23 protein-coding genes and 1 pseudogene are annotated in these 26,964 nt (G+C 59.3%); 10 read left to right on the forward strand and 14 right to left on the reverse strand.

Annotation, left to right across the window (positions count from 1 at the left end):
* Nucleotides 1-229: 229 nt before the first annotated feature.
* Nucleotides 230-523, forward strand: coding sequence for a helix-turn-helix domain-containing protein (locus ACVW17_RS16285; protein WP_316397030.1), 294 nt, complete (start codon nucleotides 230-232; stop codon nucleotides 521-523).
* Nucleotides 520-1,830: a type II toxin-antitoxin system HipA family toxin gene (locus tag ACVW17_RS16290; RefSeq protein ID WP_456797548.1), complete on the forward strand. Its 1,311-nt coding sequence runs from the start codon at nucleotides 520-522 to the stop codon at nucleotides 1,828-1,830. Before ACVW17_RS16285 ends, ACVW17_RS16290 begins: the two co-directional genes overlap by 4 nt.
* A 972-nt stretch (nucleotides 1,831-2,802) precedes the next feature.
* Here ACVW17_RS16290 and ACVW17_RS16295 read toward each other — a convergent pair.
* Together ACVW17_RS16295 and ACVW17_RS16300 are read right to left on the reverse strand one after the other, a co-directional pair.
* The gene (locus ACVW17_RS16295; protein ID WP_456797549.1) at nucleotides 2,803-3,576 is read right to left on the reverse strand and encodes a hypothetical protein; all 774 of its coding nucleotides are present in this window, start codon (nucleotides 3,574-3,576) and stop codon (nucleotides 2,803-2,805) included.
* Nucleotides 3,577-3,586: 10 nt separating this feature from the next.
* Nucleotides 3,587-4,276: a nodulate formation efficiency C protein gene (locus tag ACVW17_RS16300; protein WP_456797550.1), complete on the reverse strand. Its 690-nt coding sequence runs from the start codon at nucleotides 4,274-4,276 to the stop codon at nucleotides 3,587-3,589.
* Nucleotides 4,277-4,401: 125 nt separating this feature from the next.
* Here ACVW17_RS16300 and ACVW17_RS16305 point away from each other — a divergent pair, with 125 nt between their 5' ends.
* A complete protein-coding gene (locus tag ACVW17_RS16305; protein ID WP_456797551.1) occupies nucleotides 4,402-6,165 on the forward strand; it encodes a hypothetical protein in 1,764 nt (587 codons plus the stop codon).
* A 185-nt stretch (nucleotides 6,166-6,350) separates the two neighbouring features.
* Here ACVW17_RS16305 and ACVW17_RS16310 read toward each other — a convergent pair whose 3' ends face one another.
* Entirely contained in the window at nucleotides 6,351-7,220 is an 870-nt protein-coding gene (locus ACVW17_RS16310) for a LysR family transcriptional regulator (RefSeq protein ID WP_456797552.1), read from the reverse strand.
* Between the two features lie 208 nt (nucleotides 7,221-7,428).
* A complete protein-coding gene (locus ACVW17_RS16315; protein ID WP_456797553.1) occupies nucleotides 7,429-7,647 on the reverse strand; it encodes a hypothetical protein in 219 nt (72 codons plus the stop codon).
* Nucleotides 7,648-7,926: 279 nt separating this feature from the next.
* On the opposite strand from ACVW17_RS16315, the gene ACVW17_RS16320 reads away from it, so the two are divergent.
* The 4 genes from ACVW17_RS16320 (at nucleotide 7,927) to nolL (ending at nucleotide 14,830) form a co-directional block, all read left to right on the forward strand.
* Nucleotides 7,927-9,225, forward strand: coding sequence for a glycoside hydrolase family 28 protein (locus tag ACVW17_RS16320; RefSeq protein ID WP_456797554.1), 1,299 nt, complete (start codon nucleotides 7,927-7,929; stop codon nucleotides 9,223-9,225).
* 262 nt (nucleotides 9,226-9,487) lie between these two features.
* Entirely contained in the window at nucleotides 9,488-10,474 is a 987-nt protein-coding gene (locus ACVW17_RS16325; protein WP_456797555.1) for a pectinesterase family protein, read from the forward strand.
* Between the two features lie 375 nt (nucleotides 10,475-10,849).
* Nucleotides 10,850-13,066 (forward strand): hypothetical protein, encoded by a 2,217-nt coding sequence (locus ACVW17_RS16330; RefSeq protein ID WP_456797556.1) that lies wholly within the window; start codon nucleotides 10,850-10,852, stop codon nucleotides 13,064-13,066.
* A 657-nt stretch (nucleotides 13,067-13,723) separates the two neighbouring features.
* Nucleotides 13,724-14,830 carry a nodulation factor fucose acetyltransferase NolL gene (gene nolL, locus ACVW17_RS16335; RefSeq protein WP_456798968.1) on the forward strand — a complete coding sequence of 369 codons (1,107 nt, stop codon included), beginning with the start codon at nucleotides 13,724-13,726 and terminating at the stop codon, nucleotides 14,828-14,830.
* A gap of 156 nt (nucleotides 14,831-14,986) precedes the next feature.
* On the opposite strand, the gene ACVW17_RS16340 is transcribed toward nolL, so the two are convergent.
* The gene (locus ACVW17_RS16340) at nucleotides 14,987-16,438 is read right to left on the reverse strand and encodes a carbohydrate porin (RefSeq protein ID WP_456797557.1); all 1,452 of its coding nucleotides are present in this window, start codon (nucleotides 16,436-16,438) and stop codon (nucleotides 14,987-14,989) included.
* A 950-nt stretch (nucleotides 16,439-17,388) separates the two neighbouring features.
* On the opposite strand from ACVW17_RS16340, the gene ACVW17_RS16345 reads away from it, so the two are divergent.
* Nucleotides 17,389-17,901: a hypothetical protein gene (locus ACVW17_RS16345; RefSeq protein WP_456797558.1), complete on the forward strand. Its 513-nt coding sequence runs from the start codon at nucleotides 17,389-17,391 to the stop codon at nucleotides 17,899-17,901.
* Nucleotides 17,902-18,283: 382 nt separating this feature from the next.
* Here the strand turns inward: ACVW17_RS16345 and hemN are convergent.
* The 7 genes and pseudogenes from hemN to ACVW17_RS16380 form a co-directional block, all read right to left on the reverse strand.
* Nucleotides 18,284-19,617: pseudogene (gene hemN, locus ACVW17_RS16350) on the reverse strand (oxygen-independent coproporphyrinogen III oxidase).
* A gap of 858 nt (nucleotides 19,618-20,475) precedes the next feature.
* Entirely contained in the window at nucleotides 20,476-20,598 is a 123-nt protein-coding gene (locus tag ACVW17_RS16355) for a hypothetical protein (RefSeq protein WP_456752818.1), read from the reverse strand.
* A gap of 341 nt (nucleotides 20,599-20,939) precedes the next feature.
* Nucleotides 20,940-21,443, reverse strand: a complete 504-nt coding sequence (locus ACVW17_RS16360) for a hypothetical protein (RefSeq protein WP_456797559.1) — start codon at nucleotides 21,441-21,443, stop codon at nucleotides 20,940-20,942.
* On the reverse strand, nucleotides 21,440-21,955 hold the full coding sequence (locus ACVW17_RS16365; RefSeq protein WP_456798969.1) for a restriction endonuclease: 516 nt from the start codon (nucleotides 21,953-21,955) through the stop codon (nucleotides 21,440-21,442). The genes ACVW17_RS16360 and ACVW17_RS16365 overlap by 4 nt, the downstream gene beginning before the upstream one ends.
* Before the next feature lie 75 nt (nucleotides 21,956-22,030).
* Entirely contained in the window at nucleotides 22,031-22,732 is a 702-nt protein-coding gene (locus tag ACVW17_RS16370) for a nucleotidyl transferase AbiEii/AbiGii toxin family protein (protein WP_456797560.1), read from the reverse strand.
* Nucleotides 22,684-22,980 (reverse strand): nucleotidyl transferase AbiEii/AbiGii toxin family protein, encoded by a 297-nt coding sequence (locus ACVW17_RS16375; RefSeq protein WP_456797561.1) that lies wholly within the window; start codon nucleotides 22,978-22,980, stop codon nucleotides 22,684-22,686. The genes ACVW17_RS16370 and ACVW17_RS16375 overlap by 49 nt, the downstream gene beginning before the upstream one ends.
* Nucleotides 22,977-23,825 (reverse strand): type IV toxin-antitoxin system AbiEi family antitoxin domain-containing protein, encoded by an 849-nt coding sequence (locus tag ACVW17_RS16380; RefSeq protein WP_456752820.1) that lies wholly within the window; start codon nucleotides 23,823-23,825, stop codon nucleotides 22,977-22,979. The genes ACVW17_RS16375 and ACVW17_RS16380 overlap by 4 nt, the downstream gene beginning before the upstream one ends.
* A gap of 478 nt (nucleotides 23,826-24,303) precedes the next feature.
* On the opposite strand from ACVW17_RS16380, the gene ACVW17_RS16385 reads away from it, so the two are divergent.
* Together ACVW17_RS16385 and ACVW17_RS16390 are read left to right on the forward strand one after the other, a co-directional pair.
* A complete protein-coding gene (locus ACVW17_RS16385; RefSeq protein ID WP_456752821.1) occupies nucleotides 24,304-24,435 on the forward strand; it encodes a hypothetical protein in 132 nt (43 codons plus the stop codon).
* Nucleotides 24,436-24,620: 185 nt separating this feature from the next.
* Nucleotides 24,621-24,842: a hypothetical protein gene (locus ACVW17_RS16390; protein WP_456797562.1), complete on the forward strand. Its 222-nt coding sequence runs from the start codon at nucleotides 24,621-24,623 to the stop codon at nucleotides 24,840-24,842.
* 413 nt (nucleotides 24,843-25,255) lie between these two features.
* On the opposite strand, the gene ACVW17_RS16395 is transcribed toward ACVW17_RS16390, so the two are convergent.
* Nucleotides 25,256-25,642 (reverse strand): hypothetical protein, encoded by a 387-nt coding sequence (locus ACVW17_RS16395; RefSeq protein ID WP_456797563.1) that lies wholly within the window; start codon nucleotides 25,640-25,642, stop codon nucleotides 25,256-25,258.
* 314 nt (nucleotides 25,643-25,956) lie between these two features.
* Nucleotides 25,957-26,673 (reverse strand): sulfite exporter TauE/SafE family protein, encoded by a 717-nt coding sequence (locus ACVW17_RS16400; protein WP_456797564.1) that lies wholly within the window; start codon nucleotides 26,671-26,673, stop codon nucleotides 25,957-25,959.
* Nucleotides 26,674-26,964: the final 291 nt, after the last annotated feature.

Genomic DNA, 26,964 nt, shown 5'->3' on the forward strand with positions numbered 1-26,964 from the left:
GTCGTCGGTGCGCAGCGTTTGTCGGCGGCTGGGGAATACGGCTGAAGTCGCAACCCAATATCTCCTGCCAGGCCGGTCTCCAGCTTTTCAATATGCCGGTAAGAAACGCTTTCGATATTAGTTTTAAGGCATATTTTGGGATTATGAGATAAAGCTAATATTTGCGCGCGATATTGCGTATAGCTCATATCTCGCATATATTAGCTAAAACGCATAATGGGACCATCCCATGATTTTGAAAACCATCAATGATTTCGGACTGGCCATGAGACAGGCCCGCCAGGAGCGGAACCTGACCCAGAAGCAGCTCGCCGCCAAACTCGGAACCAACCAGGAATGGATCTCCCAGTTCGAGACAGGCCGCCTCGAGAATCCAAGCCTCGGGACGGTGCTCAAGGCGATGGCCATTCTGGGGGTGAATCTGAGCATCGACAACTTTCCAAAGTCCGTTCGGGATGAGGCCTTGGACAGTGGTGACCTTGCGCTCGACGAGCCAAGCTTCATTAAAGGTCCGGGCCGATGAGCAAATTCCTGAATGTCTTGATGGGCGGCGTCCTGATCGGTCGCCTCGAGCAGATGGATAGTGGCATACTCGGCCTCCAGTATGCCGACCGCTGGCTCGCGGCGGACAGGATCCAGATTCCGCTCTCTATGTCTCTGCCTCTCGCCGCGAGGAAGCAGTCAGGCGCCAAGGTGGCCAACTATCTCTGGAATCTGCTTCCGGACAATGACCAGACTCTGCAGAGGTGGGGGCAGATCTACGGCGTATCGCCGAACAGTGCGTTCGCTCTGCTGTCGAAGGTCGGAGAGGACTGCGCGGGCGCGATCCAGATCGTTACCGACGAATGGATGGCCGCCAGTGCCGGCTCGCCCGGTGAGGTCCAGTGGATCGACGACGCGGAGGTCGGAAGTCGCCTCAAGCGCCTGCGCGAGGAGAGGACGTGGACGGGGCGTCGCGACAGCGACCGGGGGCATTTCAGTCTCGCCGGCGCGCAGCCAAAGATGGCCTTGCTGTTCGACGGAAAGAGATGGGGCGTACCAAGCGGCCGCCGCGCGACCACGCACATCCTCAAGCCGCCCATGCCTCATCTCCGGGGCACGATCGAGAACGAATACGCATGCCTGCGTCTGGCGAGCCGCGTAGGAATCACGTCAGCCGAAGTGAAGGTCGGAAAGTTCGGTGAAGAGATCGCGATCGTCGTCACCAGATACGACCGCGAGATCGGGGCCGACGGAGTCGTCCGACGCTTTCATCAGGAGGACATGTGCCAGGCGCTGGGGATGCATCCCGCCACAAAGTATCAAAGCGAAGGCGGTCCCTCGATCGAGCAGATCTCCAACGAAGTGCTGCGTTATGCCACCGACCCTGAGGCGGACAAGGCGAAGTTCGCCGAGATGGTCGCGTTCAACTTCCTCGTGCTCGGCACCGACGCGCACGCGAAGAACTTTTCGGTCGTCCATCTTCCGGGACGGAGGATGTATCTCGCGCCGCTGTACGACGTCCTGAGCTTCGTACCCTATGACGACGACGAACATGAGCGGCGCAGGCTGCGGATGGCGATGAAGATCGGTGGCTACTACAAGTTTTCCGAAATCCAGCCGCGGCATTGGGAGCGCCAGGCCAAGCTTATGCAGATGGATCCCGACGAGATGATCGCGCGGTTGGTCGCGCTCGCCGGAAAGATACCGGACGCGCTGAGCAGCGTCGTGAAGGAAGCGCGGAATGGCGGACTGAAGGAACCGGTGCTTGATGCGATGCTGGACGGCATTTCGGCACGCTGCAAGGCAATCGCAAAACAATACGGAGCGACCGCTGCGCCGGCGCCGTGACATGTAATGCTCTTTGCGGTCACCGCCCGAAGTGAGTGACCCGTAACGGGCGAGGCGCAATCTCGAGGCCGTTGTCGTCGTTATCCAGTTAAAGGATATCGGCCGCAGCCGCCTGCACACGTATCAAGTGGACCACTTCGGCAACGGTGGATTGAACCTGCTCGCCGCTCCGCCTCTGAGTTTTGAAGTCACTGGTGGGCCTTCTTGGATACGTATCGAAAGTTATGGTGTACCCAGCCGGGAACTTCGAGAAATTTCGAACAGATTCGGAGAGAAGGCAAATTTGTTGGCTACGGCTGCGAAGAAAATCGGTCGCGCCAAGTAGGGCAATCATCCGAACGACTGGTTGTTCATCCCGGATCAGCAAGAAATAGTGCTTAGTTTTAATTGATTGGCCGGTGCACTGGCGCTGATCACCATCGCGATCGACGAGAACTACGTCGCGAGGATGCCTCTACCCGAATGAACGCTTCGCACGATTTCCGAGGTATAGAAGGTGCGTTCAGGATTGCCAAAGATGAGCCCCAGCACGCGTTGCTGTACGTTGGAAAAAAGCGCACTCGCCAGGCTTAGCTCTTTCGTCATATCGATCCCATTTTGGGTACTATGCACCCCAAATTGGGTACTGGGGCGGATGATGTCGAAACTGCAGAGAATATCGCCGCGTTCGATGCTGCCGGGTCAAACCCGCCATAGCCTGCCGCGTGTCGCTATCGAGGCTGCAGAGCTCGTCGCGGCCCAGCGACGGAGGAGGCGGGGCGCACCTTTTGCGGTAGCGAAGCCGACGAGCGCCACGCGCTTGCGTCACCAGACCGAGGCCGGTGCAAACAGGCCCGGACGGACGCGCCGGTGCGGGCCGGAAGAAGAGTTGCACAGCCTCGGCTATCGACGTCGCTGCGACGTGATCGAGGCACACAGATGCGCGAGAGAAACAATCTGCACCGATAGCCGTGGAGCCGCCGCGGTTTTCGATCAGGTCTCAAGATTCCTCTTTTCCATCTGCGAGGCGCTCCAAACTCTGAGAGCCCGGGGTGTGAGGCTTGTTTCGGTCAGTTTTCTCCAGGACCTGCCCGCTTCGATCCAACTGCCTTTCCACGAGGGTGAGGTATCCAGCACTTTCCGGGCAATTGATGCGAGATGCGCGGTTTCGGAGTTCGGGTCGAGCCTCGCATCTTCAAGAATTTTGCAAGCGGCCTCTTCGGACCGCGTCCACACTGCTTCAGTGAACCTGCTCTCGCCGAAATACTCAAAGCAGGTGCGGAACGTCAAAGTACGGCCGATAGCGGCGTTGTTTGGCAGGCCCGCCTCGTTTAGCCACTTCCGCAAACAGTCACACCACTCTCGGCTGCTGAGGTCGAGAAGATTGCTGCCTTCAAAGATCAAGAGTGCCGCCATGCCGGCGACTTCGCATCGAACCTGTTCATCCTGTTTTTCGAACCAGTCGCGGATTGCCTGCAAAGGCGTCGTCGGCCGGTTGACGACTGATGTCTCTGTCGAGCCTGCCCGATGAAGCCGAATGACGTTTTCCAGCGAGGGCATGCGCGGCCACGGTCTCCCTTTTGCGTCCCGCAGGACCCAGCGCTCTGCGATCGCTTTTGCTTCTGCGGGCGGCCTGGTGCGCCAAAGCTCCTTGAGCGCCTCATCGACGTAGTACGAAACATCGGCCTCCAGGCCGCATGTACGTGCGATTGCCGCGAGACGTCCGGCGTCAAGGAGCCGCGCCGCGAAGTTGTTCTCTGCGTTCATTTTTCAAGACCTATCGCGCGCTCTCCAGAGCGTCCCGCTCATTCTGCCCTATATCATCAAACCAGAAGCCCGGGGGAAATGTCGCGATCCGCCTGGCAAAAAGGGATTGCGGCTCCCAATCCTGTCGCTCGCGCTTTTCGAAGGTGATGACGCCTTTGCGAGTGAAGTAATCAGGCCCGGGAATATTGCAGTTCACCAAAAGCAGTACGCGCCACAGATCGCCTTTCGTGGTCTGATTCGCGTCGTCCATCCTCGGCAGGTAATCCATGCCGACGGGTCCAACGATCGTGCAACGGCCGCGGCCGAGCAGATCGCCCAGTTTGCCTTGTGGGGTCGTCACGAAGTTGAAATTGACCGCATCATGCAGAAAGTGACGATTCACGTCCTTTTCACCGTCGGTGACTTCAACTGCGATCAGTGAGAGCGCGAAGGCGCGCCAGCCCAGCTCCATCGGCTTTGCATATGTCGAGGCGATCTCGGGCGTCCCATCAGGCGAAAACTTCCACGTGATGACATACGTTTCGTTCGATCTGTTGTCGCCGTGTCTGGTCCACGAAAAGAAAACATATTCGTTTCGGCCGGCTCTCCCAGCAACGCCCCACGTTCGGGGAGCCAAGTGCGCCACTTGCGAGACCCTGCAGATAATCTGTTCAACGGTCTCGCCGTCTTGCGATCGCCAGGTTGATTTGACCTTATGCACGAGAGCGCTATCGTTGGCGCGTACACTGCTCGTTGTAACGGCCACGCCGACACGCGGTGCACGTTCGGCGCCACAATCACCGAACGCCGTCCTTGCAGGCTGTGAAAATCGCCTCTGGATGCCGTGTGCTGGAACGCCTGAAAGAACGTACCACTCGCAACGATCTCTCCGGCAGCGGGCTGGCGAGTTTGGTCGCCATTGCCCGCGCCCTGATCGCGGCCATTGCCAGGCTTGCGGCGACCAACGATAGAGCGGGCGACGAATGCCACTTGGCCCAAACCTCCGCTTCGTCAGGTTCTCGAAAGCTTGTCCGATTAGACGCGAGCTCAAGTGACTGTGAACGTGAGGCAAGCGTGGACTCGCACGATCGTGACCTATCCAGCGTGGCAGCGTCTTCGCCGGTACAGCAAGACGTCTCGGGAGATCTGCGGCCGGAACAAGAGGACTTTGAACGGCAATTGCAAGCGGCGGGATCGGCCGTGACGGCGATGCTCGATCGGCGGCCCGGCCGTAAACCTCCTCCCAATGTGTCTATCGAGGATCGCGACTACATTTACACGGTGGTCAAGGGCACTGCCAAACGCCGGAACCTGTCATCGGAGACGGCCGAGAAATATACCCAAATGCTCTACAAGGCCGCGAATTATCTCGGGGAGCGCGGCCAGTCGCTCAAAGCGAGTGACGATCTTGTCTTGAACGAGCTCTCCGGTTCGGTCTTCAAGACGAACAAGCATGTGGGTATTGCGTTGCGGGCCCTTCAAGAACATCGTGGCGGTTCATCTGCAAGCAGACGTGCCCCGGACGCCCCAGATGGTTCGATTGTTACTGGGCGCATACCTACTGCTTCGACCGAGGCTGACAGGCCGCTCATTGAAAGCATCATAGCGGATGGCATCAAGAGCAAGCATTGGGCTTCGACCACTGTCCAACACCATGATACGATTCTTCGAAAGTTGTCGAACAGCCTCGGGACCCGGGACATGACGCTTGCCGGGACCAGTGATAGTGCGCTGTTCGATTACGTTCAGGAAGCGTTCCCGAAAAATTGGAAAAGAATGACTGCTTCGCTGGGTGCACTTCGTGAGTATCGTGAGGCGAATGCCTCAGGAGCTTCGGGGCAGGGATCTTCAGCGGCAACCGGACTTCAACAGCCTGGGGGTGAGGCTAGCGCGTCGCCGGCATTAGATGTCGTTCCAGAGGAGCTTCGACACTGGCTGGATGATGAAGCGGACGAGGCGCTTATCACGGCGGACCATCCGGAGCTTTTGCGGCGGCAACAGGAACTGCGCCAGGTGATTGGAGATCAACAGTCTCCGCTGTCGGGCTCTCGCGATCCGGGCGAGTTGAACTCCGATCCTGGGGACTTCACTGGCCGTCCGGCGAAGCTCAGGCGACTGCTGATGGATGAATCAACGCACTCGCCGGTGTCCGCAAGCCGAGAGGAGCTTCAACGATTGCATCAGGAGATTCAGAATCGTCGCGACGATCAAATCACCAACCCGCCCATCTTCATCGATCCGTGGGAGTTCACTTTCGACCCGAAGCAGTTTCCTCCTGGGGAGCTTCGACGACTGCTGGACGATGAACCGATCTCGTCAGGGGCGGATCAGGTCACCCGCCAATTGCCCCCAGCCCCGGTGCATTCAGAGGAGTTCATCTTCGATCCCGAACAGTTCCCTCCAGGGGAGCTCCGGCAACTGCTGGATGATGAACCCGCGCAATTGGAGGCAGAGCCGCCAGACAGCCAAGTGGTCGCCTCTATTGATCGAGGGGATCTCGCTTTCGATCCAGAGCCGTTTCCCTCACTGGAATTTCAACGCTTGCTCCGTGACGATCCGGCCGATTTGGAGGCTCATGATGTGCCGCGCCGGTTGCCAAGTGATAGCTAGAGCACCATGATCACCTCCGGAGCATGCTGCGGCCGCCGACGTGTCAAGCTAAGCATGTCAATGGAATCCGACGAGTTGTCCGTGCGTACCGGGAACGATGTCCGATTCCGACCTGAGGCTGACCCGTGCGCGGGGATCTCCTGCGATCGGCAAAGTCGTTACCGAGTCGACATAGTAGGTTGATACTATCGGTCGTCGAATATTCGCTTCACCCTCTGCACAAGCTTGGCCGCAACTTCCTTTCGTAGCCCCGGCCTCGCACAAATGACAGCCCTGAGATCGGGCAGTGCCGGCAAGTAGTATTCTGTCGATTGAACCAAATCGTTCGGCACGCAGAACGTAGGCAATGCAGTCAAGCCCAGGCCAACGCGCACGGCTGACAATCTCACCAAATGGTCAGTGGTGTGAAGAACAATCCTGTAAGCCGACCCCATCCTGTCCAGTGGACCGATCATCCAATCGTGGTCAGGAAGCGTTACGATCGGAATAGGAGTGCCCGGACGGAGGACGAATTCGCGCGAGCGAACCCAGGTGGCCGCGAATGCGCGTTGTTCAATGACGGTTTTTAAAAGATCGGAATCCACGTCTGTAGCGAAAATGCAACCTACGTCTATGTAACCCTCGATCAAGCCCTTGCGGATCGTGCTGGAATGATCCGCGCAAATAAAGAGATCCGAAAACTCATCGCTGGCGGCGCGTTCCAAAAGTCTTTGAGCAAGGAAATTGCTGAGGCCAACGCGATGTACGGTCGCGTTGCCATGACCGGCGAGCCTGAGCATCTGATCGTTGGCCTCGAGTATTATACGGGCCTGTCGGAGGACGAGTTCGCCAAGGCTGGTGGCGGTCGTGCCGTTGGGCGTTTTGACGAACAGTTGCCCGCCAATCAGTCCCTGCAATCGTTTTACTTGAGCTGTCACCGCAGGCTGACTAAGCCCGAGTTTGCTTGCGGCTTTGGTCAAACTGCCTGTCTCGGAAATGGCTACAACAGTACGAATTGACTCGATTGGAAGGTTTAAGCTCGTAGCATTATTCCGCACGGAATCACGAACTTGCATTGGCTCTATCATCGTAGTCGCAATATCACACCGCAGCCAAAGCGCTATCCAAAATTCGGCTAGTGCGGCTAACGGTGCAAAAGATCATCTGTACAAAGCGTACACACCTCAGGGGCGGCCGCCACACGGCAGCGTGTCGTTTCAGCTCCGCTCAGCGGTTGGCATTCTCGGTTTCTCGCACCTGAAGGCAACTTCTCTCTGATTTGAATCATTGATAGTTATTTGACCCGGCATCCAGTTCGTTGATGTCGATCGCAACGCGCAACAGACAGTCTTGTGTTTCGGGTTCTGGCGACGGTGATTGCCTGAAATTTTCTCTTTTCGAGGTGTCGCCGACAATCTGTTCAATCACGGACAAATGCAGCGCCGAGGCCGGGTATTCGGTTTCATGAGCATAGCCATTGAGCGGCCTGATCTTGCTTCGCACTCCGTCCAGGGATCCCCGAGTTCTCCGAGCTCACTGCGCCGCCTCCCTTGGTTTCTTATTGGCACCCTCGCTCGCGAAGCGACACCTGACATGGTGCTTCGACTCGACCTCGGTGCATCAAGGGCGTGCAGTCCTTGCTGACAATGGTGAGGCCCACGCTCTCCTTTGCGGTCTTATAAATGTCATCTTGCGCGGGCCAGTGAGCGCAAGCGGCCGGCCGATCGACCGGCGCTGAACCCCGGTCAGACAATCACGCGAAGAGGCAAAGAGACGAGGTCGATGACAAAGCGCTTTCGTGAATGGGTCCCGTTGGCCACCGTCGCCTTCATGGTTCTCTGCTCCGCCGCAAAAGCGCAAGATCGCCGGATTGTCACTGAGCCTGTTGCACCCCATGCGGTCTGCGACCGCCCAGTGCCATCCGGCAAGAACGACACGGTCAGGGTGCAAGATGCCATCGACAATTGCCCCGCCGGTGCTGCGGTTTATCTGGGCCGTGGGGAGTTCCGGTCGGGCCCGCTCGAGATGAAATCAGGCGTGACCTTATGGATTGGACGCGGTGCATCGCTTTTCGCGATCCCCGAACCGGCTGCTTACGACAAGGGCCGCGGACAGTGTGGTCGCATCGCGGCGAAGGGCGACGGTTGCCGGCCGTTCATTAGTTTCTCCAAGACACGCGGCGGCGGCATCTATGGTGACGGCATCATCGATGGCCAGGGCGGTGCAGCCATGGTCGGCAGCCCTGAATCCTGGTGGCAGCTAGCGCGACGCGCGCAAGCCGAGAGGGGCAACCAGAACGCCCCGCGTTTGATCCAGATCGATCATGCGCAGGACATTACGGTGTCTCGCGTCACCTTGCGCAATGCGCCCAATTTCCATGTCGCGATGAACCGGGTCGAAGGTGCCACGTTCTGGGGCATCACGATCGATGCGCCGGCTGATGCCCGCAATACCGACGGCATCGACCCCGGCGCCAGCCAGGATGTGACCATCACCCGCAGCTTCATCCGCACCGGCGACGATAACGTGGCCATCAAAGCGGGCGACAATGGCGCAACCCGCCATATCTCCATCACCGACAACTATTTCGGCTGGGGGCACGGAATGTCGATCGGCAGCGAAGTGAATTCCGGTGCCAGCGACATACTGGTGCGCAACCTGACCCTAGATGGAACAACATCTGGCCTGCGCATCAAGAGCGATGTCAGTCGAGGCGGCATGGTCGAGCGAGTGACTTATGAGAACGTATGTCTGCGGGGCAACCGTTGGCCGGTCGCGTTCGACACGAAATACGATCCACGTGCCCAAGGCATGAGAATTCCAGTCTATCGCCAGATCGTTCTGCGCCACGTGCATGGCGAAAATGGTGCGCTGCTGATGCGCGGGGTCGACGAGCGGCACGCCCTTGATGTGGCGCTCGAGGATGTTCGGTTTGCCGACACCGCGACCTGGCAGCTCGAGCATGCCAATGTGACGGCCGAGCATTCTGACGTGTCGCCGCCTCTGCCCGGGCGAGCCACAGGACAGCTGTCGCGCGGATGGGAGGGATGTGCCAGAGCATTCCGCGACCGTATTGAGTAAGTGCAATTCGATGCCGAACCTCAGGCCGGTCAGATCCCCCTTTGATGTGGCTTTGAGTTCTTGGCGTTGCGAACAAGCGGCTCGACGCTGGCGCCTCATTGCGGACCACCGACGGGGTCGGCGCGGTCGGATTTCCGTCAGTTGCGCGCGAGTTCCGGCTCGGTGAGGAAACGTATCGACCAGACTCAGCTGCCGTATCGCCGCGGCCCTTTGTACCGATTGAATCGAACGCGCAACGCGTTCGACCGGAGTGAGATATCATATGCGGTTGTTCGCGCTGTTCGCTGCGGTCCTGATCGCATGTCTCTGCATCCGGGTATGCCACGCAGGGCCACTTTTTGTCTCGCACGCCGAAGGGGCAGCCTATCGCTCCGTTCAGGCAGCGATCGAGGCATTACCGGGCCAGGGTGGGGATATCGAGGTCGCGCCCGGTATTTACCGCGAGAAGGTCAAGGTTTCTAAATCTGGTGTTCGTATCAAGGGCTCCGGCAGGAGCCCGGATGATACGGTCATTGTGTATGGCGATGCGGCGATCAATGCCGGAGGAACGGCTCGTTCAGCGACGCTGGACGCCTCCGGCGATGATTTCCGGCTCGATAACCTGACGATCCAAAACGACTACGCGCTCAATCCGGCCAATTCACCTTCGCAGGCGGTCGCGTTGTCGGTTACCGGAGACAGGGACGTTATCACCCGGGTCCGCCTGCTCGGCGCCCAGGACACGCTGTTTGCCGGAAAGGGGCCGAACGGCCGAATGTCGCGGCAATACTTCTCGGGCTGCTACATCGAGGGACATGTCGATTTCATATTTGGCGACGCCAAGGCCTATTTCCGGCAGTGTGAGTTACACGGCTTAGCCAATCAAGCGGTCGTGTATACCGCACAGAGCAAAGGCACGCCGGACGAGGACAGCGCCTTTGTCTTCGACCATTGCAGGCTGACTGCCGATCCCGCCGCGGGCTATGTGGCGCTTGGCCGGCCTTGGCGCCCCTATGCCACGGTGGTTTTCCTGTCGACGAAGATGGATGCACCGGTCATCGCGGAAGGCTGGCGCGAATGGACTCCGGGCCAAACCAATAAACTGAGGACCGCCAACTATGCCGAATACAAATCCTCCGGCATTGGAGCCAATCCCGCAGACCGTGAGCCTCACTCTCATCAGCTGACGGATAGCGAAGCCGCGAAATGGTCGCTCAGAGCGTTCTTCGGAGATGCCCCAGATTGGCTGTCCGGCGTACCACCAAGATAGGACTTAGAGAAGCGTTCGTGAAGAAGGTGTTTTTGATGCCATGACCCCGTCCGTATATGGACGACGGCGAGGTGAGCCTTTGTTGGCGTCGAGCGGACTATCCGTGCCAGCTCAGCTGCAGGCAGGGTGCGATGCCACAGCAGGCAAGCTTCATGTTGCGTCTTTCCAAAGAAATCACGCGCTCGCCGCGGCTTGCGGCGAAATCTTGATCTCGTCAGCTTGTCGAAAGCTTGCGGCCGCACAATCGCGGGCCTGATTGTCGCCGAAACTGCCGCCTGACCGGAGTTCAAACTTCGGCCGGCTTGTGCAGGACCTCTACCGTTGGAAGGAAGCAGGATGGATCCAGTCGACCCATTCTTCGATTCAGGAGCCTGGATGGAGCAGTACGCCGCCCAACAGGAGCGGGCGGGGCAACGAAGGGGCAACGCAACCCAGCAAGGCAGCTTTGAGCGGCAGATGGCGGATTTGCAGCTCGATTCATCTGACGCGAGCTATGTGCCGTCGGCTTCACCGGATCAGGCTCCTGCAAGAGGCGGTCGAACGGTCCGGCGGGACGATTTCGGCGGCTCGATGCGGATGCCGCCGCATGCCGCTCTTGGGGACAGCGCGCTCGGCGGGACTCGTCGCAGCGTCGACATTCCCCGCATTCAAATCGGAGCTTCGGCGCAACTGCCGCAGTCCAGTCTGCAGGATGATCTGTTCAGCAGCGCGCGCTACACCGTGCCGGACTCAGAGCGCGCAGCTCAGGCCATGAGCGGCAAAAGCCGTGGACTGTGGTCGCGCTTCAAGTCCGGAGTGGGCAAAGCCTTCCGAGGTAGCGGCAACGAAAGGCCGTCGCGTGAAGAGGCGCAGCCTGAGGTCTATTCGACCAGTTTTCGCGTGGATCATGCCAGGCAACCGGGCCGTGCTCGCGGCGGGCCAGTCCCTGCGGCGGACGAGACGCTCATAACGGATTTCAGAAACAGGGCGGCCGGCAACCTGAGCGATGGTACCATCAAGAATGCGGCAGCCGATCTGCGCCATTTGAGCGCGCGCCTGAGTGCGAACGGCAGGCCATCGATTGCCGATCGAATTCGCCGCGAATTGGAAAACGCGCAACTGGAAAATCCGGAGGTGGAAAACTATCAGCTCGAAGCTGAGCTCGATGCGGATGTGGAGACGTATGCAAATGACCGCGGCAGGCGCATCAAGGCGGCCTTGAAAAAGCTCCGGGAGGTCGGTGCCGGAAACACCTTGTTCGCCGACATCCGCCGTCTGGTACCTTATCCTGCGGACGCGACCCTCATCCGCATGTGGGCCGCAGCCGAAAGGGCGACGGGCAGGGTCGAGCCGGAGACGGCCGACCGTCAGGCGCGCCGCCTTTCGAGGTTGAGTGACTGGCTGCGATCGCACCACCGGCCCGCGATGGCTGGCCGGCTCTTCACCCCGGAGCTCGCCCAGGATGTCGAGGCGTACAAGCAAGAAACCCAGGACGGCAAAATCAACCCCGATTTGCTCAGGCTTGGGCGCTACCAGCAAATCCTCGAGGCGAACAGGGCGCTCGGATTGGATCCTGAGGACGGTGGGCAGCCTGCTGGCGAACGCGGTGCACACGCGCACTCGCCGCAGGAACTGCCGGCGACGCCTGCCACGCCGAGCGCGGGAGCTTGGGATTGGCTCGGCGATCAGATTCACGGACCGAGCTCATCACTGCCGGCGCCGTACCACACTTCGCAGGCCGGTCCCTCACAGCAGCGTCCGGTAATGCCAGCCTCCCCCAGCGGTGCCGCGTGGGATTGGACGAGCGCGCAGGCCCACGGACCAGCCTCATCGGCGCCTCGCTGGGCCCCGCAGACGGATCTACCGCTCGGGCTTCCTGCGACTCCAGCCAGTTTGAGCCAGGGCGCATGGGACTGGCTCGGGCAACATATGCAAGAAGGTGGATCACCGTCGTCCGTCAGGCCACGGTCATCAAACATCTACAGCGGTCTCGATCCCTTGGTCGATCTGGATCCACCCACACCGCAAGACTTGCGAGACGATGCACATTCAACGCCGGCTCCTCAATTTGGTGCAACGCCATCGTTCGCCCGACCCTCGGAGGCCGTGGAGGGACTGCGGGACATTGGGGCCATCGTCGGGTCGGACTGGCGCCACGGCTCCCAGGCGGCCGAAGACGTCCTGGTTGACGTCCTAGGCAACATCAATCTGCTGCCAAACCAGTTCGGGCCAAGTCAGTTTATGATCAACGATGAGCGCTACTCGGCCACCTTCGGACCGGGAGGGCGCGGGGATGTCCGCCTGATCCATCACCCGCGCGCAAGCCAGCTAAATCAACCTGGCCCGTCTGAACCGTTCCATCAGCCCCCGCAGATAGTCGCAGCCAGTCAGTCTCGTGAAGGTGCGGTGGACCTTGGGTATCTGATCCGCGGCGGATGGGAGCACCGCGAACGGTTCCTTCCGCCCTACCTTGTGCGCGTCCTCGAGGGCCAGCGCATCATGCCGGAGGCAGGACGCCCGACCTATTTCAACATCCGCGGCGTGCCTTACAGGGGCGAGTTGGTCGAAAGCGAGGGGCGCCGGCGCGTTCGCATTCATCCCGAGCTTGCCTGAGGGACGTAGGTCGGCTGCAATCTCGGGCCTGGCCGGCTCCGCGCGTTCAACCGCCCGGCCCTGCGGAAGGATGTGTCCATTTCAAGTTGAGGAAAGAGCATGGCCAGAGCAGTCCAGCCTTGCAGAACCATCCAGCTCGGTGGATCCTGTGCTCCACCTCTCAGGCTTTCACAAATCGCCCGCCAATGAAGCCGTTGCTCAAAAAGCGCAACAGTTCGAACCTATTCGTGCTCGTGCGTCCAACAGCCCGGAGTGCAGACGATTGCAAGCGCAAGAAGTATGCGTGCGAGCTCGCCAACAATACGAGTTCGCCGACGCCGGCTATCCGCTATGGCAACGCCGAATTTCGCTGAGACTTTGACTTCATGCTGGAGCCGGGCTTGCCGCAGTTGAGGGGCCTTGCAGTGCGTTGCAATCACCTCTTTCGCTCGACGCCTCCATTTAAGGTGACGCTCGGTCCGGCGAGCCGACAGAAGTGAGGTGGGCTTGAACCAGCAAACGCTCGTATAGCTCGCTCCCTCTTTCTTTATACGGATCACCCACCTGCATATAATTGAACATTTGCATCCAGCCCGCTATTCGGGCGCTCTCCAGGTGGCAATTGCCTCCACGATCATCGCTTGGATCGAACTCCCTGGAGCCAAGCCGCAGCAGCAAATGATTGATGCATCTCCAAATGTAACCGGATCGGCTGTGCCTCGTACGCCAGAGGTCAACGATCGCGATCTTGCTTTGGATTTCGCCAAGGGAGTGTTGATCGTTTTGGTGATCGTCGGTCACCTGATCCAGTACATCCTCTACCGAGATGAAGGCTTCTGGGATTCGCCATGCTTCAAATGGATCTACATGTTCCACATGCCTCTCTTTATGGCGATAAGCGGATATCTTTCTTGCGGCGCATTGTCGCGAAAGTCGTTGACGCAAGCGGTTGGCGATCGGGCGATGCAGCTCTTGCTGCCCATGCTATTTTGGTGCGCTCTCCTGGAGATAGCAAAGCTTGCCTTGCTTCCGCCCGCACCTGACCTAAAAAGCGAGATTCTGCTGTTTCTAAATGATGCCGCCGGCGCATACTGGTTTATCTGGGCAGCGTTCGTTTGCTTTCTTCTCGTAAAGATCCTTTCGATCTTCGATCGTTGCACGCCCTGGATCCTGTTCGTATCAGTCGTACCGGTCGTGCTTGCGCCTCTGACATTCTCGATATTTCCCCTTATAAAATATACTTACCCGTTCTTCTGCCTCGGCTTCTCGGTTGCGCGGTCGAGAGACTGGTGGATGAGCATAACGCGCTCTTACAAAGTGCTCTTGATCCTGTCTCTGTCCATAGTGGCGCTGGTGTGTTTTCTGGCCTGGCGCAAAGACACTTACGTCTACAACAATCTCGCCCTGGTCCAGGATGTGCAGTCGGCGAAGAACGTGCTTCTGATGTTTTTCGGCTCTGCAGCTGCCTCGGCGATCATGATTGAGTTATTCCTGCAGTGCTGGAGACTTGGCCGCTCAAATCGAGTGGTCCGCTTTATCGCCATGGAAATGGGACAGAGCACGCTGGTGCTGTACTTGATTCAGGGGACGATATTTCGCCTCATGGATTTGATGCAGTACGTGGAACTGCCGAATCTCGCAACCAGGTTGGCTGAGGCGGGACTTTTAGGCGGAGCGATTGTTCTCGTCACGCTAGTGGTGCGCCGAACAGTGCGCGACATTCCCTATCTGTCTCAGTTCATTCTAGGAACGTCACCTCGCCCTTGCGAGTCAGCCCGCGCGTAGGTAAAGCTCGCCGAAATTGGTCAGGAGGTGCCCCGTCATTGGAAAGCCACCTTCTGGTCGGCTCCCTGGCAACCTCCAGCCGGCGGCTGACAGAAGTAGCACATAGTTTTAACGAGCCCGGGGCGGCAAGCCGAACTGGTGTGCGTCCTCGGTGAACTAGAAGAATATCAGCGTGGACACCAACAGATTGAGGGCGTGTTCCGGTTGGGGCGTGTGCGTGACGCTCGTCGGGTTATGCACGTATGACAGTCCGAGCGTTGCATATATACCTGAAGCGAGATGGGCGGTGTATGTCCCCGTAACTGCAGTGGTGTCGCGATGCGCAAGCTCTCCTTTTGCTAAAGCAGCATCCACTGCAAACTTGCTCCAGGCGGTGTTGCTGGCGACGAGACCGATCAGATCAGTGGGCCGGCTATCAAAAGGTCCTTTCGCATACAGACGAAGCTCGTAATATTGGCTGATCCTGTTGAGATCAGGTGGAGCTCCCATGATCGAGAATCCGCCATAGATGCCGCGAGATGGCGTCCTCTCGACGTCACTCTGCCAGAGCTGCCTGTCAGCAGCGATGTAATGAAAGTTATTCCCGCTCTGCCTTTGCTGATCCGGATCTGCCAAATTCTTGTAACGGCTGTTGTTGAAACCGACGCCCGCCCGCAGCCACGTGTCAGGAACCCCCGGAGCGGCCTTGCGCTTGTAACCAAATTCATCAACGAAAAGAATGCCTGCATTGGCCGTGCTCCAGTTCAGGCCGGTCGGATTCTCCGTTATTTCGGCATAAGGACCATCTGGACTGATGGAGCGCTGCACGGAGACTTTGTTGTACAGGTAGTCATCAAGATTGTACTTCAGGTTGACGGCGGGAGTCGGCGCGGCGTTGGTGCTCATCCCGGCTTGGAATAAGGTGTACATATTCGATCCTGAAATGCCTGCGAACAACGTGCCGGTGAACTCGTTCGCATTTCGGAGATAGCCAAATTTGAGTTCGAACGTCCTGTCGAGGAAGGTTTGATAATAGGCGAGTGTATTCAATCCCACTCGATCCGGCCCCGGGCGCTTCCATGTCCAGTATTGCTGCTCGGCACCCACGACAATCTGGCCATCGGGAATGCCAAGCCGGCTGAGATCATAAGTGACGATCAGGAAATTCGCCGTAGCAAACGTCGGATTCTGCCCCATGTAGAGCTGGTTGGCGATGCTGGTTCTAGCCGCATTCGGCAGCTGGTTGTTTGCAAAGATGTTGTGCGTCCAGCCGATATAGCCGATGCCAACGTCTGCCAGCGCGGATCTAACGCCGCTCTTGTCCTGATCAACCGTGTCGGCAGGGCCGGGTATGTTGAGCCAGATCCCTTTTTCCCGGAAAGTATCGAAGCGTGCGAAGGGACCAATCCATTTTTGCGTTCGCGTCTGGGCACCCCGATCGGAGCCGCCGCGCTTGACGAGAGGCGGGTTGGGAGCTGATGCCAGCGCCGAGGCGCGAAGTTGAACTGGCTCATTGACCGCGCCGATCCGGAGCTTTGTGCCCATGTCGTGGACTGTCGGCGTTCTCCTCCTGATAGCTTGTGCCGCGGAGTTGCTCTTGGCATCAGGCTCGTCGGCAGTTTGTGCCAAGACAGGCGTGCCAGCCAGACAAGCCACGAGCGAAAGTGCGGCGGTAAGGCGCCGCTGCGTCTCGCTTGATCGCAAGCTGCAGGAAAGTGCGGCGGTAGCCAAAGATGTTTGAGGCGTCGTCGCCGCAACAATGCAATCACCCACAGTGTACTTCGTGTCCTCTCTTGCGAGCCATGAACGGATTGAAAGCCGGCCTCGATGGCCAGAGCGGCATCCCAAGCACTGGCCTCTGAGGCGCGGCGCGCCGCCGCACGGGCAGGAGGTTCGTAATCCCGGCGAGGTCATCTCTAATCTGTGCGCGCACAGATCGTGTCCCAACGTCCATGATTTGCCCAGGAGATCGGAGCAATCCGGCTTCGAGTTACCTTGGTGGCTGTGGGCAAACAGTTGATGAGCCCGCCCGCTCCGTCGGCGCGGAAAATCTGTGATGCATTCCGACTCCCTAGACCTCTGACGCGCGGCGTTGGTAGGCCACGCTTGCCATGTGTCCGTCGTCTCGATCAACCTGCTGGAATTGGTAGTTGGCCATGTCCAACGCTTGCCGCTCCAATGGCGAGATAGCTTGAGCGCCAGCTGGTGCGCCTTGTGCAGCGGTCGGCCGTGAAGTTGCCGGTCTTTGCAGCACGGAAAGGCGAGAGGCAGATCTGGAAGGGAAATAGCGGTCGGTTCACATCAACGGCCGGCAAGGTGAGAAAACCTGCAAGGTTCTCTTGAATGATGCGAAAATGCTGCACCATAACCGATGAAGAAGAGAAGTATGTCTACCGCTGGCCACCGTGACGCAGGAGCTCGCGTAACGTGATCGCACATGATCGCTTCCTCGGAGCCAGCGATTTGCGAAGAATGACGTTGTCGCGGTCGCGGTTTGCTGGGAGCAGTGAGTTCAGCCAGCTCTCGCGTCAAGGAAACAAGCCAGTCGAAACGGGGCGGTCGGGTAGGGGACAATGGAGATGATTGATCAGGCGGCCGCTTCGGAGTTGCGGCCGTTATTATACGGCACGTCAGGACGCATTCGCGGGGGTTTGATGTTTCTGGTTGTCCTCGTCGGCTTGTGTTCAGCCGCAGCCCATTTTGGAGGGAGCCTCGCAGGGTTTGTCGAGACGCCGCCAGCCGGGTTCGCCGATTCGGCGGCGGGCCTATCACCGGAGGACAGGACATCCATGATCGAGATACGTTGGGCGCAGCAGAAGGCGAGCGAGGATATTGCAGAACTCAGCCGCCTCATCGATGCTCAGCGGAAGGACCTTAAAGGGATCTCGGATCACATCACGGTGCTGACTTCGCGGATTGATTCCTTGCAGATTCCAGCACCTGTCCCTTCCAACCCCTCCGTTATTTCTTCTTCGCCGGCACAAGCTGCTTCGAGTCGGGCCCGGATGCGCGTCGAGAGGTCCAAACCACAGGGGCCTGTTTCCGTCGGAGGTGCACCAGTGATCGCAGGACAGAAGACGGGCAAGCCTTGAAGCCTCAGGCCCCTGCGCGGGCAGCCGGCCACGTTCGATACAAAATGTCGGATTTGCAAATATTCTACCCGACGATTGGTATCGTGAACTAATCGCATTGTTCGCGGCTGCCGACCTTGGAGGCGCGAGCGGCTGATCTTCCCGTGGGCACGTCTACGCCTCAACCTGGCGATAAAAAAACGGTGCCGCATTAGTCGGCGTGCGAGCAAGTTTTCTCAATATCTCCGAGCCAGGCAAAGATGCCTCCCTTATTTCGATCCGCATCTCTCGGCATGAACCGAATTTAGATCTTCCCTTCAACCGTCTGCCTGCGGCGCTTCTTCAGATCACTCTCGTTCGCGAGGATTGCCATGCTTTCGATCTGCTCACATGGATGGCTTTGCTAATAGGGTGTGCGGTCGAGATGAGCATCGAATGCGGCAGCCACAGCGCGGATGACAAAACGGTACTCCTGCTTGACGCGGATGAAACCGTCCTGGATCTCTACTATCCCGTCCTCAGGGAGCACTTCCAAGCGGTCAGCTGAATCAAGAAAAGCGATCGGATCAAATCCGTGGGCGGCACATAGTGCCGGCACGTCGACCTGCAAATCGCACATCAAGCGCTCGATGATTGCAGCCCGCAGCCGATCTTCCTCAGTGAGAAGGTGGCCTTTCGAAATAGCCAGGCGACCCGCTCTGATGTGCTGGTCATAGGAAGCAGTTGCGAGCTCGTTCTGGACGTAGCCGTCACCGAGACGGCCGATGGCTGACGGACCAAAGCCGATCACGCTTTTGCAGGTGTCGGCCGAATAGCCCAACGAGTTGCGGCGCAGCCGACCGGCTTTCTGGGCCAGCGCCAGCTCGTCGTCCGGCAAGGCGAAATGGTCGAGCCCGATTTGGTGGTAGCCGGCGGAGACCAGCGTAGCTGCGACGGCCGCGGCTTGGTCGGCGCGGGCAATGTTGTCAGGCAGCGCCGCGTCATCGATCCGGCGCTGACGTTTCATATAGGAGGGAACGTGGGCGTAGCCGAAAACTGCGAGCCGGTCGGGCCGCATGGCCACGGCCGTCCTCGCCGAGTCCACACAGGACTGCACCGTCTGATGTGGCAGTCCGAAGAGCAGGTCGAGGTTGATGCGGCCTGTTCCATGCTGGCGAAGGCTTTCGACCGCAGAAGCCACGTGATCCTCGCTTTGGAGCCGGTTGACCGCCTTTTGGACCACGGGATCGAAGCTTTGCACGCCGATGCTCGCGCGGTTCACGCCGGCCGCCCCCAAGGCTTCCGCCATCTCGGTCGTGAACGCGCGCGGGTCGATTTCGATGGCGACAGCAAGCGACTTACTGAAGGCAAAATAGCGGTGTAGCAGCTCCATCAGAGCCAGAAAATCGACCGCCGCAATGCTGGTCGGCCCGCCGCCGAAATGCACGTCGCAGACGGGCAGGGCGCGCGGCAGTTGGTCTGCAACCAAACGAATCTCCTCCCGCAGCGCCGCCAAATAATTGCGAACCGGCCGCTCGCTGCGAACAACGCTCGTGGGAAAGCCGCAGTACCAGCAGATCGACTGGCAGAAAGGAACGTGGAGATAGAGCGATACGGGTTCATCGGGCGGCAGCCGCACCTCAACCATGTCTCATAAGTATTGGCGCCGATCGCCGTGGAGAAATCCGGCACAGTTGGATAGATGGTGTACCAAGGCAGGCGAGCATCGCAATACTTGTTCAGGAGTGCGGTCTGCAAGGCTTGACGTTCCCATGCTCATTCCGATCTGAAGCTGAACTATGCGCTCTCCTGTGTCTTTGCGTTATGTCAACTCGGCCAAACCTGGTCGTGAAAATCCCGATCACGTTCTCGATATCATTGCCACCGCTGTCAGGGACGGAGGTTGGCGTGAGAGACATCCACGGGCAATCATTTGAATGCTCCTCGGAAGGATGAACTTCTCGCATGCCCATGATCAATAGCCGCCAGACGGTCTTCCGACCAACCTGCGCGCAAGAACTTCGCAAGGCTTGGGACTATTCAGTGGGGTCGATGGGCCGAGAGGCGTGTCGCTCCTTTTCCTCGCCAGGCGGATGAAATGCCGCGAGCAGGATGCGTCCGGCTGGCGATGCCATGCGACAGCAAGTTGCTGTTGGATGACGCCGACACAAGTGCGAGATCATAGAACTTGACGCTACGTGAGATTCAAGACCTTTGGAGCCGCACGAAACCATTTTGGACGCCACTGCAAAAGAATGGATGGGCCTCAATTCCGCCACGCTGGTTGTCTCATTGCCGCGAGCATCGTCACGGATGTACTGATGATGTTGGGGCGGGCCCGGCGCACTTCCAAGCCCGGCAAGTGCGTCGGGGCGCCTTGGCTCGTAGGCGACTCCTCGCCGAAGACAAGTGGCTCTCCACAACCAGGTTTCAGGCGCTAGTGACCGCGAAGGCGAGCTCGACACTATCTCCGATATATTTCTGCTGCGGTTCTGCACTTCATTTCGCCTGTTTCTTGCGATCGCTTGCGGTTATCGATTCTCGCAAGAGCCGCGCAATTGTGCAATTCGGGTCTCGTCAGCAATGTCCCGCATCAATCCGACGCCCCTGCGGCTCTCACTGCTTGACGTAGTCCGCCAAGGAAGCATCGATCATCGCGTCGGTCTCGGTGCCAACCGGCATCGAGCGCAGGATGTCTCCAGCATTGGTGTGCGACGAGGTTAGGAACGATGCGCTCATCCAGGCTCGCCGACATCATCGACCAACAACGATTGGCTTGCAGCGTGGTAGAGTGCCCTGCTGCGCTCATAGGCGTCGGCGTACAGCGCGCGGTTGTGTCGCTCAGGAGGAAGGCCTCGTTCTCCGCGAACTCTGATTGTCGGCCTGGCGGAAGCGGGCCTTTTCTGCTCCTTCTAGCAGGCTGTTGAAAGAGGTACTCGCCGCCAACCGGCGAGCGTGATTCATTGGATGATGTGTTCGAGATCGTGCGGGAGGGCGGATCAGTAGACCCGCACCTCTCTGGTCACGTACCTGAAGCGCGTGCGCACCTACGAAGCCGTCGAGCGGTTCTTCCGTAGCGGTCAGAGCCGCCGGCCGGCGAGTATCTCCCTGACGGAAGCGATGGTCTCGGAATCGCGGGCCGAACGTCCGTCGAGCCTCGACGGGTCGCCGGGTGCGAGGCCGTCGAATTCCGAGAACGGCAAAAACGTGCCGCGAGAATCGTGCCCTGAAATCTCGGTTCGACCGCAGAGGCGTCCAGCCTCTCGAACGACGTCGCCGGCGCATCCTTCTTCCGCGCGGCCCTGTAGACGGAATTGGAAACGCAATCCTCGACCGCGACCCTGAACAGAAAGTCGTTCAGGTCCTCGTACGATAGGATTACCTGCGAGATGCGGATGCCGAACGATCGTATCCATGTCGAAGGTGGCGGGAATCGGCGTGCCTTCGGCCGCCTGCACGACGATTTCCCGCACCGCAGACATGGTGCAATCGACTTCCTTTCCTTCGAACCGGACGGTGCCCTTGGGCAGATGGCTTTCGACGCCGTTCCTGGCCATCTGCAGCAGAAATGCCTCGAGCGTCATGGTGCCGCTGTCCGCAAGAGAGATGATGCTCTCGGTCGGATTTGCGCCGAGGACGATCCAGGGGGCTCGGCGAGAGCCGGACAATCCACCGAGACGTCGCCGAATCCGAGGTGAACGAGGAGGACAACGGTGTCGAACGACGAGTCGGCCGCAAGCTCGGACGCCTTGAAATCGCGGACGGTGAAGAGATCGATGTCGAGTTCCTTGGCCGCGGCGATCGTGCCCTTCTGGAAGCCGACGCGCGACAAGATGACGCCCTTGTGGCACTGGGTCTCGTTGATGGCAGTCCGCAGCGCGTCGAGTTCCGTCCGCTCGACTTTCCTGTTCAGGTACTTGCACTCGATGATGGTCCGGATCTCCGACGTCGGCGGGGTCCGCTGGCGGATGAGGATGTCGACGACGCGCGGCGCTACCGAACGCCCGTAGAGCGTGACGTTGCGCTCGACCGTCACGTCGGAAGAGTTCTTGAACAGCATGAGGCCGAATTCTTCGAAGCCGCCCCAATCCTTCACCAACTCGGAAATCGTACCATCATCGTCGTCCCGACTGCGATCGGACTCCCCGCCCCGAATCCGGCGCGAGCCCTCCTATATCTCCGGAGTAGCGGCATCGGCCTCCCTGACTGCGTCGCGACAGACTTCGTAGCGTCCGGCTTCCTTCTTGTACTGGTCGGCGGTCAACGTAAGCTCGTCCGCCGTCAGGTTCCGGAGGAACGCGTACGTATCGGAGACGTCGGCGACCATCCGCTTGAGGTCGACGCTATCCTCCCGGCGAAGCAGACCCTTGAGGTCGCCCTCTTCGTATCTGCCTTCCTCGATCCGCCGCTGCATGCGCGCCACGAAGGTGTCGAACGCGAAGGGCTCGAACGAGCGCCCCTCCGGCGATTCCCAGATTTTCAGGACGGCCATCCGGCGCACCAACTCGGGATCGAACCTCTGCTTGCGCAGCTGCTGCAGGTCGTGGAGGTCGCGGATCTTCGGCCGCTGGAAGGCGGCCCTGATCTTCTCAGCCGCGGCCTCTTCGAGCTGCAGGCAGGGGATAGCAACCGGTTCGAAGCCAAGTTCGGAGAAATACGGCTGCTTCAGGTGCGGCATCGCGACCGGTCGCAGGATCGGATCTGCGCGATAGCTCACCTCGATCTTGATGACGTGGCCCGACGGAGTCGCCCTCGTCATGCAGCGCGGGTTCGCCCGGCAGGCGCCCTGCGTCTTGTCGACATCCTTCAGGTCCAGACCGAATTTCATTCCTCGATAGTCGTCAGCGAAGACGGAAGCGATCTCGAGCGCCATGTCGTCGGCCTCGACGCCGAGCGGACGACGAAGTCCAGGTCCGTCGACAGACGACCGGTCTGGCCGAAGATCATCTTCCTCAGCATGGTGCCGCCCTTGAACACCAGATGATCCATCAGGCCGGCTTCGCTCATGCGCTGAAGCAGGTGCGTCAAGATGACGTCGATCTCGACGTAGTCGACGCGGCGCGCGCCGAGCAGAGCGGCGGCCTTCTGAAGCGAGGCGGGATTGTCGAAGAAGGAGCTCATGGTCCCGGACTCCGTGAAGACTGCGGCACTTCGGCGAGCAGGTCGGACTGGCTGGCATGGACCAGCAATCCCCAGTCGCGGACGTAACCCACGTCGTCCTCGTGCGCCCGGTCCCGGCCTACGATCGATCGGGCGGAAGGCGGAATGAAGCCGCGCATCCGCTCGCGTTCGGCCTTCGATAGGTAGGACGGCGCGACGAGGTCGAGCAGGTAGCCCAGCCGCTGGCAGGTCGAAACCGACCCGACGCGCAGGGCGCAATCCACCAACGCGTCCTCGGACACCGAATGCGTGCCGGCCGCGACGATGCGCGTCAGTTCGACGAGGCCCCCGCAGAGATCCGGCCGATCGACGCAGTCGACGATCGTCTTCTCCGGGTTCGAGATCCGGAACGTCCGGCCGAACGAATCCATGTCCTGCCACCCGAAGAACTTCTTCGCCGTCAGCTTGACGTAGCGGACCTCGGTGCCCTGTATCTCGCGCGGGGCGAGTTGGCGCTCGGTGGCGACATGAAGGATCGACGGCACCTGAGTCGTGAAGCCGTGTCGGCCGGCGGCGGCCCACCAACCGATGTATCCGGACGCGACCGTCGCCGAAGCGAGCACGTAGACGTCGAAGTCCTCGACCTTCTCGGCGCCCCATTCCGCAGGCAGCAACACGTATCGGCCGGCGCTCGCGCGCTGCAGCCAACCCCGATCGTGAAGCCGCCGCAGGACACCGCGCGCACGACTCTCCCCACCGAGGAGATCGGCCGCCTCCGCGACCGTTACGGTCGAAGCATGGCGGGACGAAAGCGACAGTACCAGTTTGGCCTCTTCCGCGCCGAGCGTCCTTAGATTAAAATTCATGGCATATCTGCTTTCATGTGACGAATATGGAGTATAATCTAATCCAATCATTCCAGATGCGCAACCCAAAGATTAGAATGTATATGATGTTATCTCTCGAGAAACCCACAAGAAATATATTTTAATCATGATTCCGTCGCTGCTGGCCCAACGGCTCACTCCGCAGGCTCGACTCCTTGTTCTTGTTGTGTTCTTATCTTGCGCATGTCCGATCGACCCGCGAGCTGGCGCATGCCGAGCCGAAAAGAATTCGAGAAATGGGCGGCAAGGCATCCCGTCGGCGGAAACGCACCCGGATCGCCGGCTATCGGTCCGGGCGACCCGATGCCGCCCGAATACTGGCAGGCCGTCCTGGACGATGTCAGCGCCGACACCAGGCCTGCCGCCTATCCCATCCAGAAGCGGCGGCTCTGCGACATCAACAGGCACCGTTTTTCGGGTCGGCTGCAGCCGCCGCGCCCGGACCGTCGAGATCCGAATGGTCGACGCGACCCGTCTCTACGGTCCGGATGCGGTCTGGAAGGACGTCGGCCAAAAGCTGCTCGAAGTCACCTGCACGCAGCGCACCGGCCGGCTCGAGGAAGACGGCTGCTGGCCCGCGTTCGAATAGTCGCCGGCGCGCCGCCGGCAAGTGCCACGTGATGGGTCCGGATGGCGCCGAAATATCACCCGACACCCCTGTCTGGCGGGCTTCGTAGCTGCGCGATATCAATGAGCTCGTTAATCGCGGCATCCTTACGAAAGACGAGGGGGGAGGGCGCGATACGAGCTACTCGCTCACGGAGATCAAGGCCGATGACTGATCCGCACACGCCTGAGACATTTGAACGCTGCGACGGTTTTTGGCATTTCCGGTTTCAATCCTTGCGCCGCACCCGCTTTATTCGCTCCGAGAACAGTGAGCGCTTCCTCCGGGCTATTTCCGATACCTGCTCCGACCCCGTCGTGCAATTGAAGAGGGATCGGTATTATGTAGGGTACAGCTGGGACATGACTGGCAACTCCAAGGACAAGTAGCCGAGGAAATTCCGGCGCCGTTTGGCCGAGAGCGAATGAAGCCTCTCGCTGAGCGCCTATTCATGTAAATCCCAAGGGGCGCCATGATACATCGGCTGTGTTACCGATCGCCACAACACCGAAATTTAGCCAGATGACGCTTGTTACGCCTGTAGAGGAAAAAGTCTTCGGGCGATCACGGTTGGCATATTGAGAGCTTTATCGCTAATTGAGTGCTTCGCTGCCGCGAGAGGCGTCGTTTTGATGCAGCAGAGGATCCGGATTTACGTGCGCTCCTCGACTTGCCCGAAGAGAAATCCCTCCCGAGCATGCCTTCAGGATCGAGACCGGCAAGTCGGACCGATATGCGAGCTTGAATTCGGATCTCGGAAATTGGAATGGCGCGCCCGCGCCGAACTCGATGGCTCGTTCGGCTACCATCGATCCCGCCGTTTATGGCCTCGTATCGATCGTTCGCATAACTTGCCGCGGGTTGGGCTCGCTGGTACCACATCAGGCTCATAAGCCGGCCTGCTCAAATGTTTGATTGCGAACGCTTGCAGGCCGTCTTCATCCAGCACCTCGACATAGTTGACGCGCGAGCCAATAACGAGATTGTCGCGGCCTTCCAACACGCTGATTAAATTGAAGTACATCTCATGGCCCTCATCGCTCTTCAGAACGCCGAATGTCCCCCTTGGATCGATGCGCACGACCGTACCTAGCGGCTCTCCTTCATGATGGCGTGCCTGACCCGCGCCCATCATCGGGTGCTCCCGGTTTTGCAGCTGGATGCGCGTTTGATTGAAGCCGTCGTGCACGACGGAGGCGAGGTCGGCGTGCCGTCTATCTCACCCGCATGCCACGCCCGACATTGACCTTCCGCCCGTTGGGAAGCGCGAGCTGGCTGCTCACCTGATACTGACCATTCCGGTCCGTGACGATTAGCCGGGTACCGAACGGTGATGTGCCCCGCCGTTGCCCGGCCATACAGCTTTTCCAGGTTTGAGACATGCTGCTCGATCGCTACTTGCAGGCTTTGAAACGGCGTCAGATTCTCAAGCTCGATTTCAGCCGCGGTTTGCATCATGTTGAACCTCGACCTGACCGCTGTGAAAAGTGAGACGCAAGATTTTCAAGCGCGAACCAATTGGATGCCGGCGATGAGCAGAACCGCCACCAGGATGAACCTTAACGTTGTCTGGCTCATCCACTTCAGGCCGATAACTGTTCCTGCCACTGCGCCCGCCAGTGCGGCGACTGCATAAAGCCCGAGATTCGATGACGGAAATTGACCGGTGAAAAGAACTCCGGCGAAGCCGAGAGCGGAGTTGGCCAGGATAAAAGGCGGCGACAGCGCGGCGGTCTGCTTAGGTGATGCCCAATTCAGTGCGATGAGCGTGGGGGCGAGAAACACTCCGCCGCCCACGCCGGTCAGCCCGGAAACGAGGCCCGTGACTGCTCCAATGCTCAAGGTTCCCCAAAGCGGAGTTTCGCAACCGCGCTCGACGGTGCGTCCGTGCCGCACAATCATAACGCCGCCCGCCAGAAGAAGAACAAACCCGGTAAGCGTCTTGTAAATGTGTTCCTCTAGCACCATGAGACCACCGGCTAGCGCCGTTGGCATCGATGAAAGCAGAAGCGGACGCAGCATTATCCAGTCAACAACCTTGTTGCGGTTGAAAACCCACGTAGAATAAGTCGCGACAACAATGTTGAGACCAAGCGCCGTTGGGCGCATCTCTGTCGATGGCAGACCAGCAAAAGCCATCAGCGCCAGGAATGCAGTACCCCCTGCCTGACCAACGGTCGTATAGAGCAGTGAGATGATCGCCAGAAGCAGAGAAAACATCTCACCGATCTCGGCAAAGCTCTTCGCCTTGGTTGCGACGGCCCGCTAGGGCGAGGCGCAATTGTTCGTTCTGTCGGGACGTTGGCTTTGCATTCCGAGTTTTAGTCGGAGTGCATGCGGCCGGACCCATAGTCGGTCACGATTGCCATGTGGCGATCGTCTCCATCAATTGCTAAGCCTTGTAGTTGACTGGGTAGGGCGAGACCTTGGTAGTTGGCGGTGGACGGACAAGGTCGGTCAGATGGGCAATGCTCTCGGCCGTCCTTGACGTCAACGGTCGCATCCCGAGCC

Source organism: Bradyrhizobium sp. USDA 4473 (assembly GCF_054063335.1).

What these genes read in the sequence shown, in the direction of transcription:
- ACVW17_RS16285 (WP_316397030.1), top strand. Translation starts at nt 230, where the DNA reads ATGATTTTGAAAACCATCAATGATTTCGGACTGGCCATGAGACAGGCC.
- ACVW17_RS16290 (WP_456797548.1), top strand. Translation starts at nt 520, where the DNA reads ATGAGCAAATTCCTGAATGTCTTGATGGGCGGCGTCCTGATCGGTCGC.
- ACVW17_RS16295 (WP_456797549.1), bottom strand. Translation starts at nt 3,576, where the DNA reads ATGAACGCAGAGAACAACTTCGCGGCGCGGCTCCTTGACGCCGGACGT.
- ACVW17_RS16310 (WP_456797552.1), bottom strand. Translation starts at nt 7,220, where the DNA reads ATGCAAGTTCGTGATTCCGTGCGGAATAATGCTACGAGCTTAAACCTT.
- ACVW17_RS16320 (WP_456797554.1), top strand. Translation starts at nt 7,927, where the DNA reads ATGACAAAGCGCTTTCGTGAATGGGTCCCGTTGGCCACCGTCGCCTTC.
- ACVW17_RS16325 (WP_456797555.1), top strand. Translation starts at nt 9,488, where the DNA reads ATGCGGTTGTTCGCGCTGTTCGCTGCGGTCCTGATCGCATGTCTCTGC.
- ACVW17_RS16330 (WP_456797556.1), top strand. Translation starts at nt 10,850, where the DNA reads ATGGAGCAGTACGCCGCCCAACAGGAGCGGGCGGGGCAACGAAGGGGC.
- nolL (WP_456798968.1), top strand. Translation starts at nt 13,724, where the DNA reads ATGATTGATGCATCTCCAAATGTAACCGGATCGGCTGTGCCTCGTACG.
- ACVW17_RS16345 (WP_456797558.1), top strand. Translation starts at nt 17,389, where the DNA reads ATGATTGATCAGGCGGCCGCTTCGGAGTTGCGGCCGTTATTATACGGC.
- ACVW17_RS16355 (WP_456752818.1), bottom strand. Translation starts at nt 20,598, where the DNA reads ATGAGCGCATCGTTCCTAACCTCGTCGCACACCAATGCTGGAGACATC.
- ACVW17_RS16360 (WP_456797559.1), bottom strand. Translation starts at nt 21,443, where the DNA reads ATGACGCTCGAGGCATTTCTGCTGCAGATGGCCAGGAACGGCGTCGAA.
- ACVW17_RS16370 (WP_456797560.1), bottom strand. Translation starts at nt 22,732, where the DNA reads ATGGCGCTCGAGATCGCTTCCGTCTTCGCTGACGACTATCGAGGAATG.
- ACVW17_RS16375 (WP_456797561.1), bottom strand. Translation starts at nt 22,980, where the DNA reads ATGAGCTCCTTCTTCGACAATCCCGCCTCGCTTCAGAAGGCCGCCGCT.
- ACVW17_RS16380 (WP_456752820.1), bottom strand. Translation starts at nt 23,825, where the DNA reads ATGAATTTTAATCTAAGGACGCTCGGCGCGGAAGAGGCCAAACTGGTA.
- ACVW17_RS16385 (WP_456752821.1), top strand. Translation starts at nt 24,304, where the DNA reads ATGGTCGACGCGACCCGTCTCTACGGTCCGGATGCGGTCTGGAAGGAC.
- ACVW17_RS16390 (WP_456797562.1), top strand. Translation starts at nt 24,621, where the DNA reads ATGACTGATCCGCACACGCCTGAGACATTTGAACGCTGCGACGGTTTT.
- ACVW17_RS16400 (WP_456797564.1), bottom strand. Translation starts at nt 26,673, where the DNA reads ATGTTTTCTCTGCTTCTGGCGATCATCTCACTGCTCTATACGACCGTT.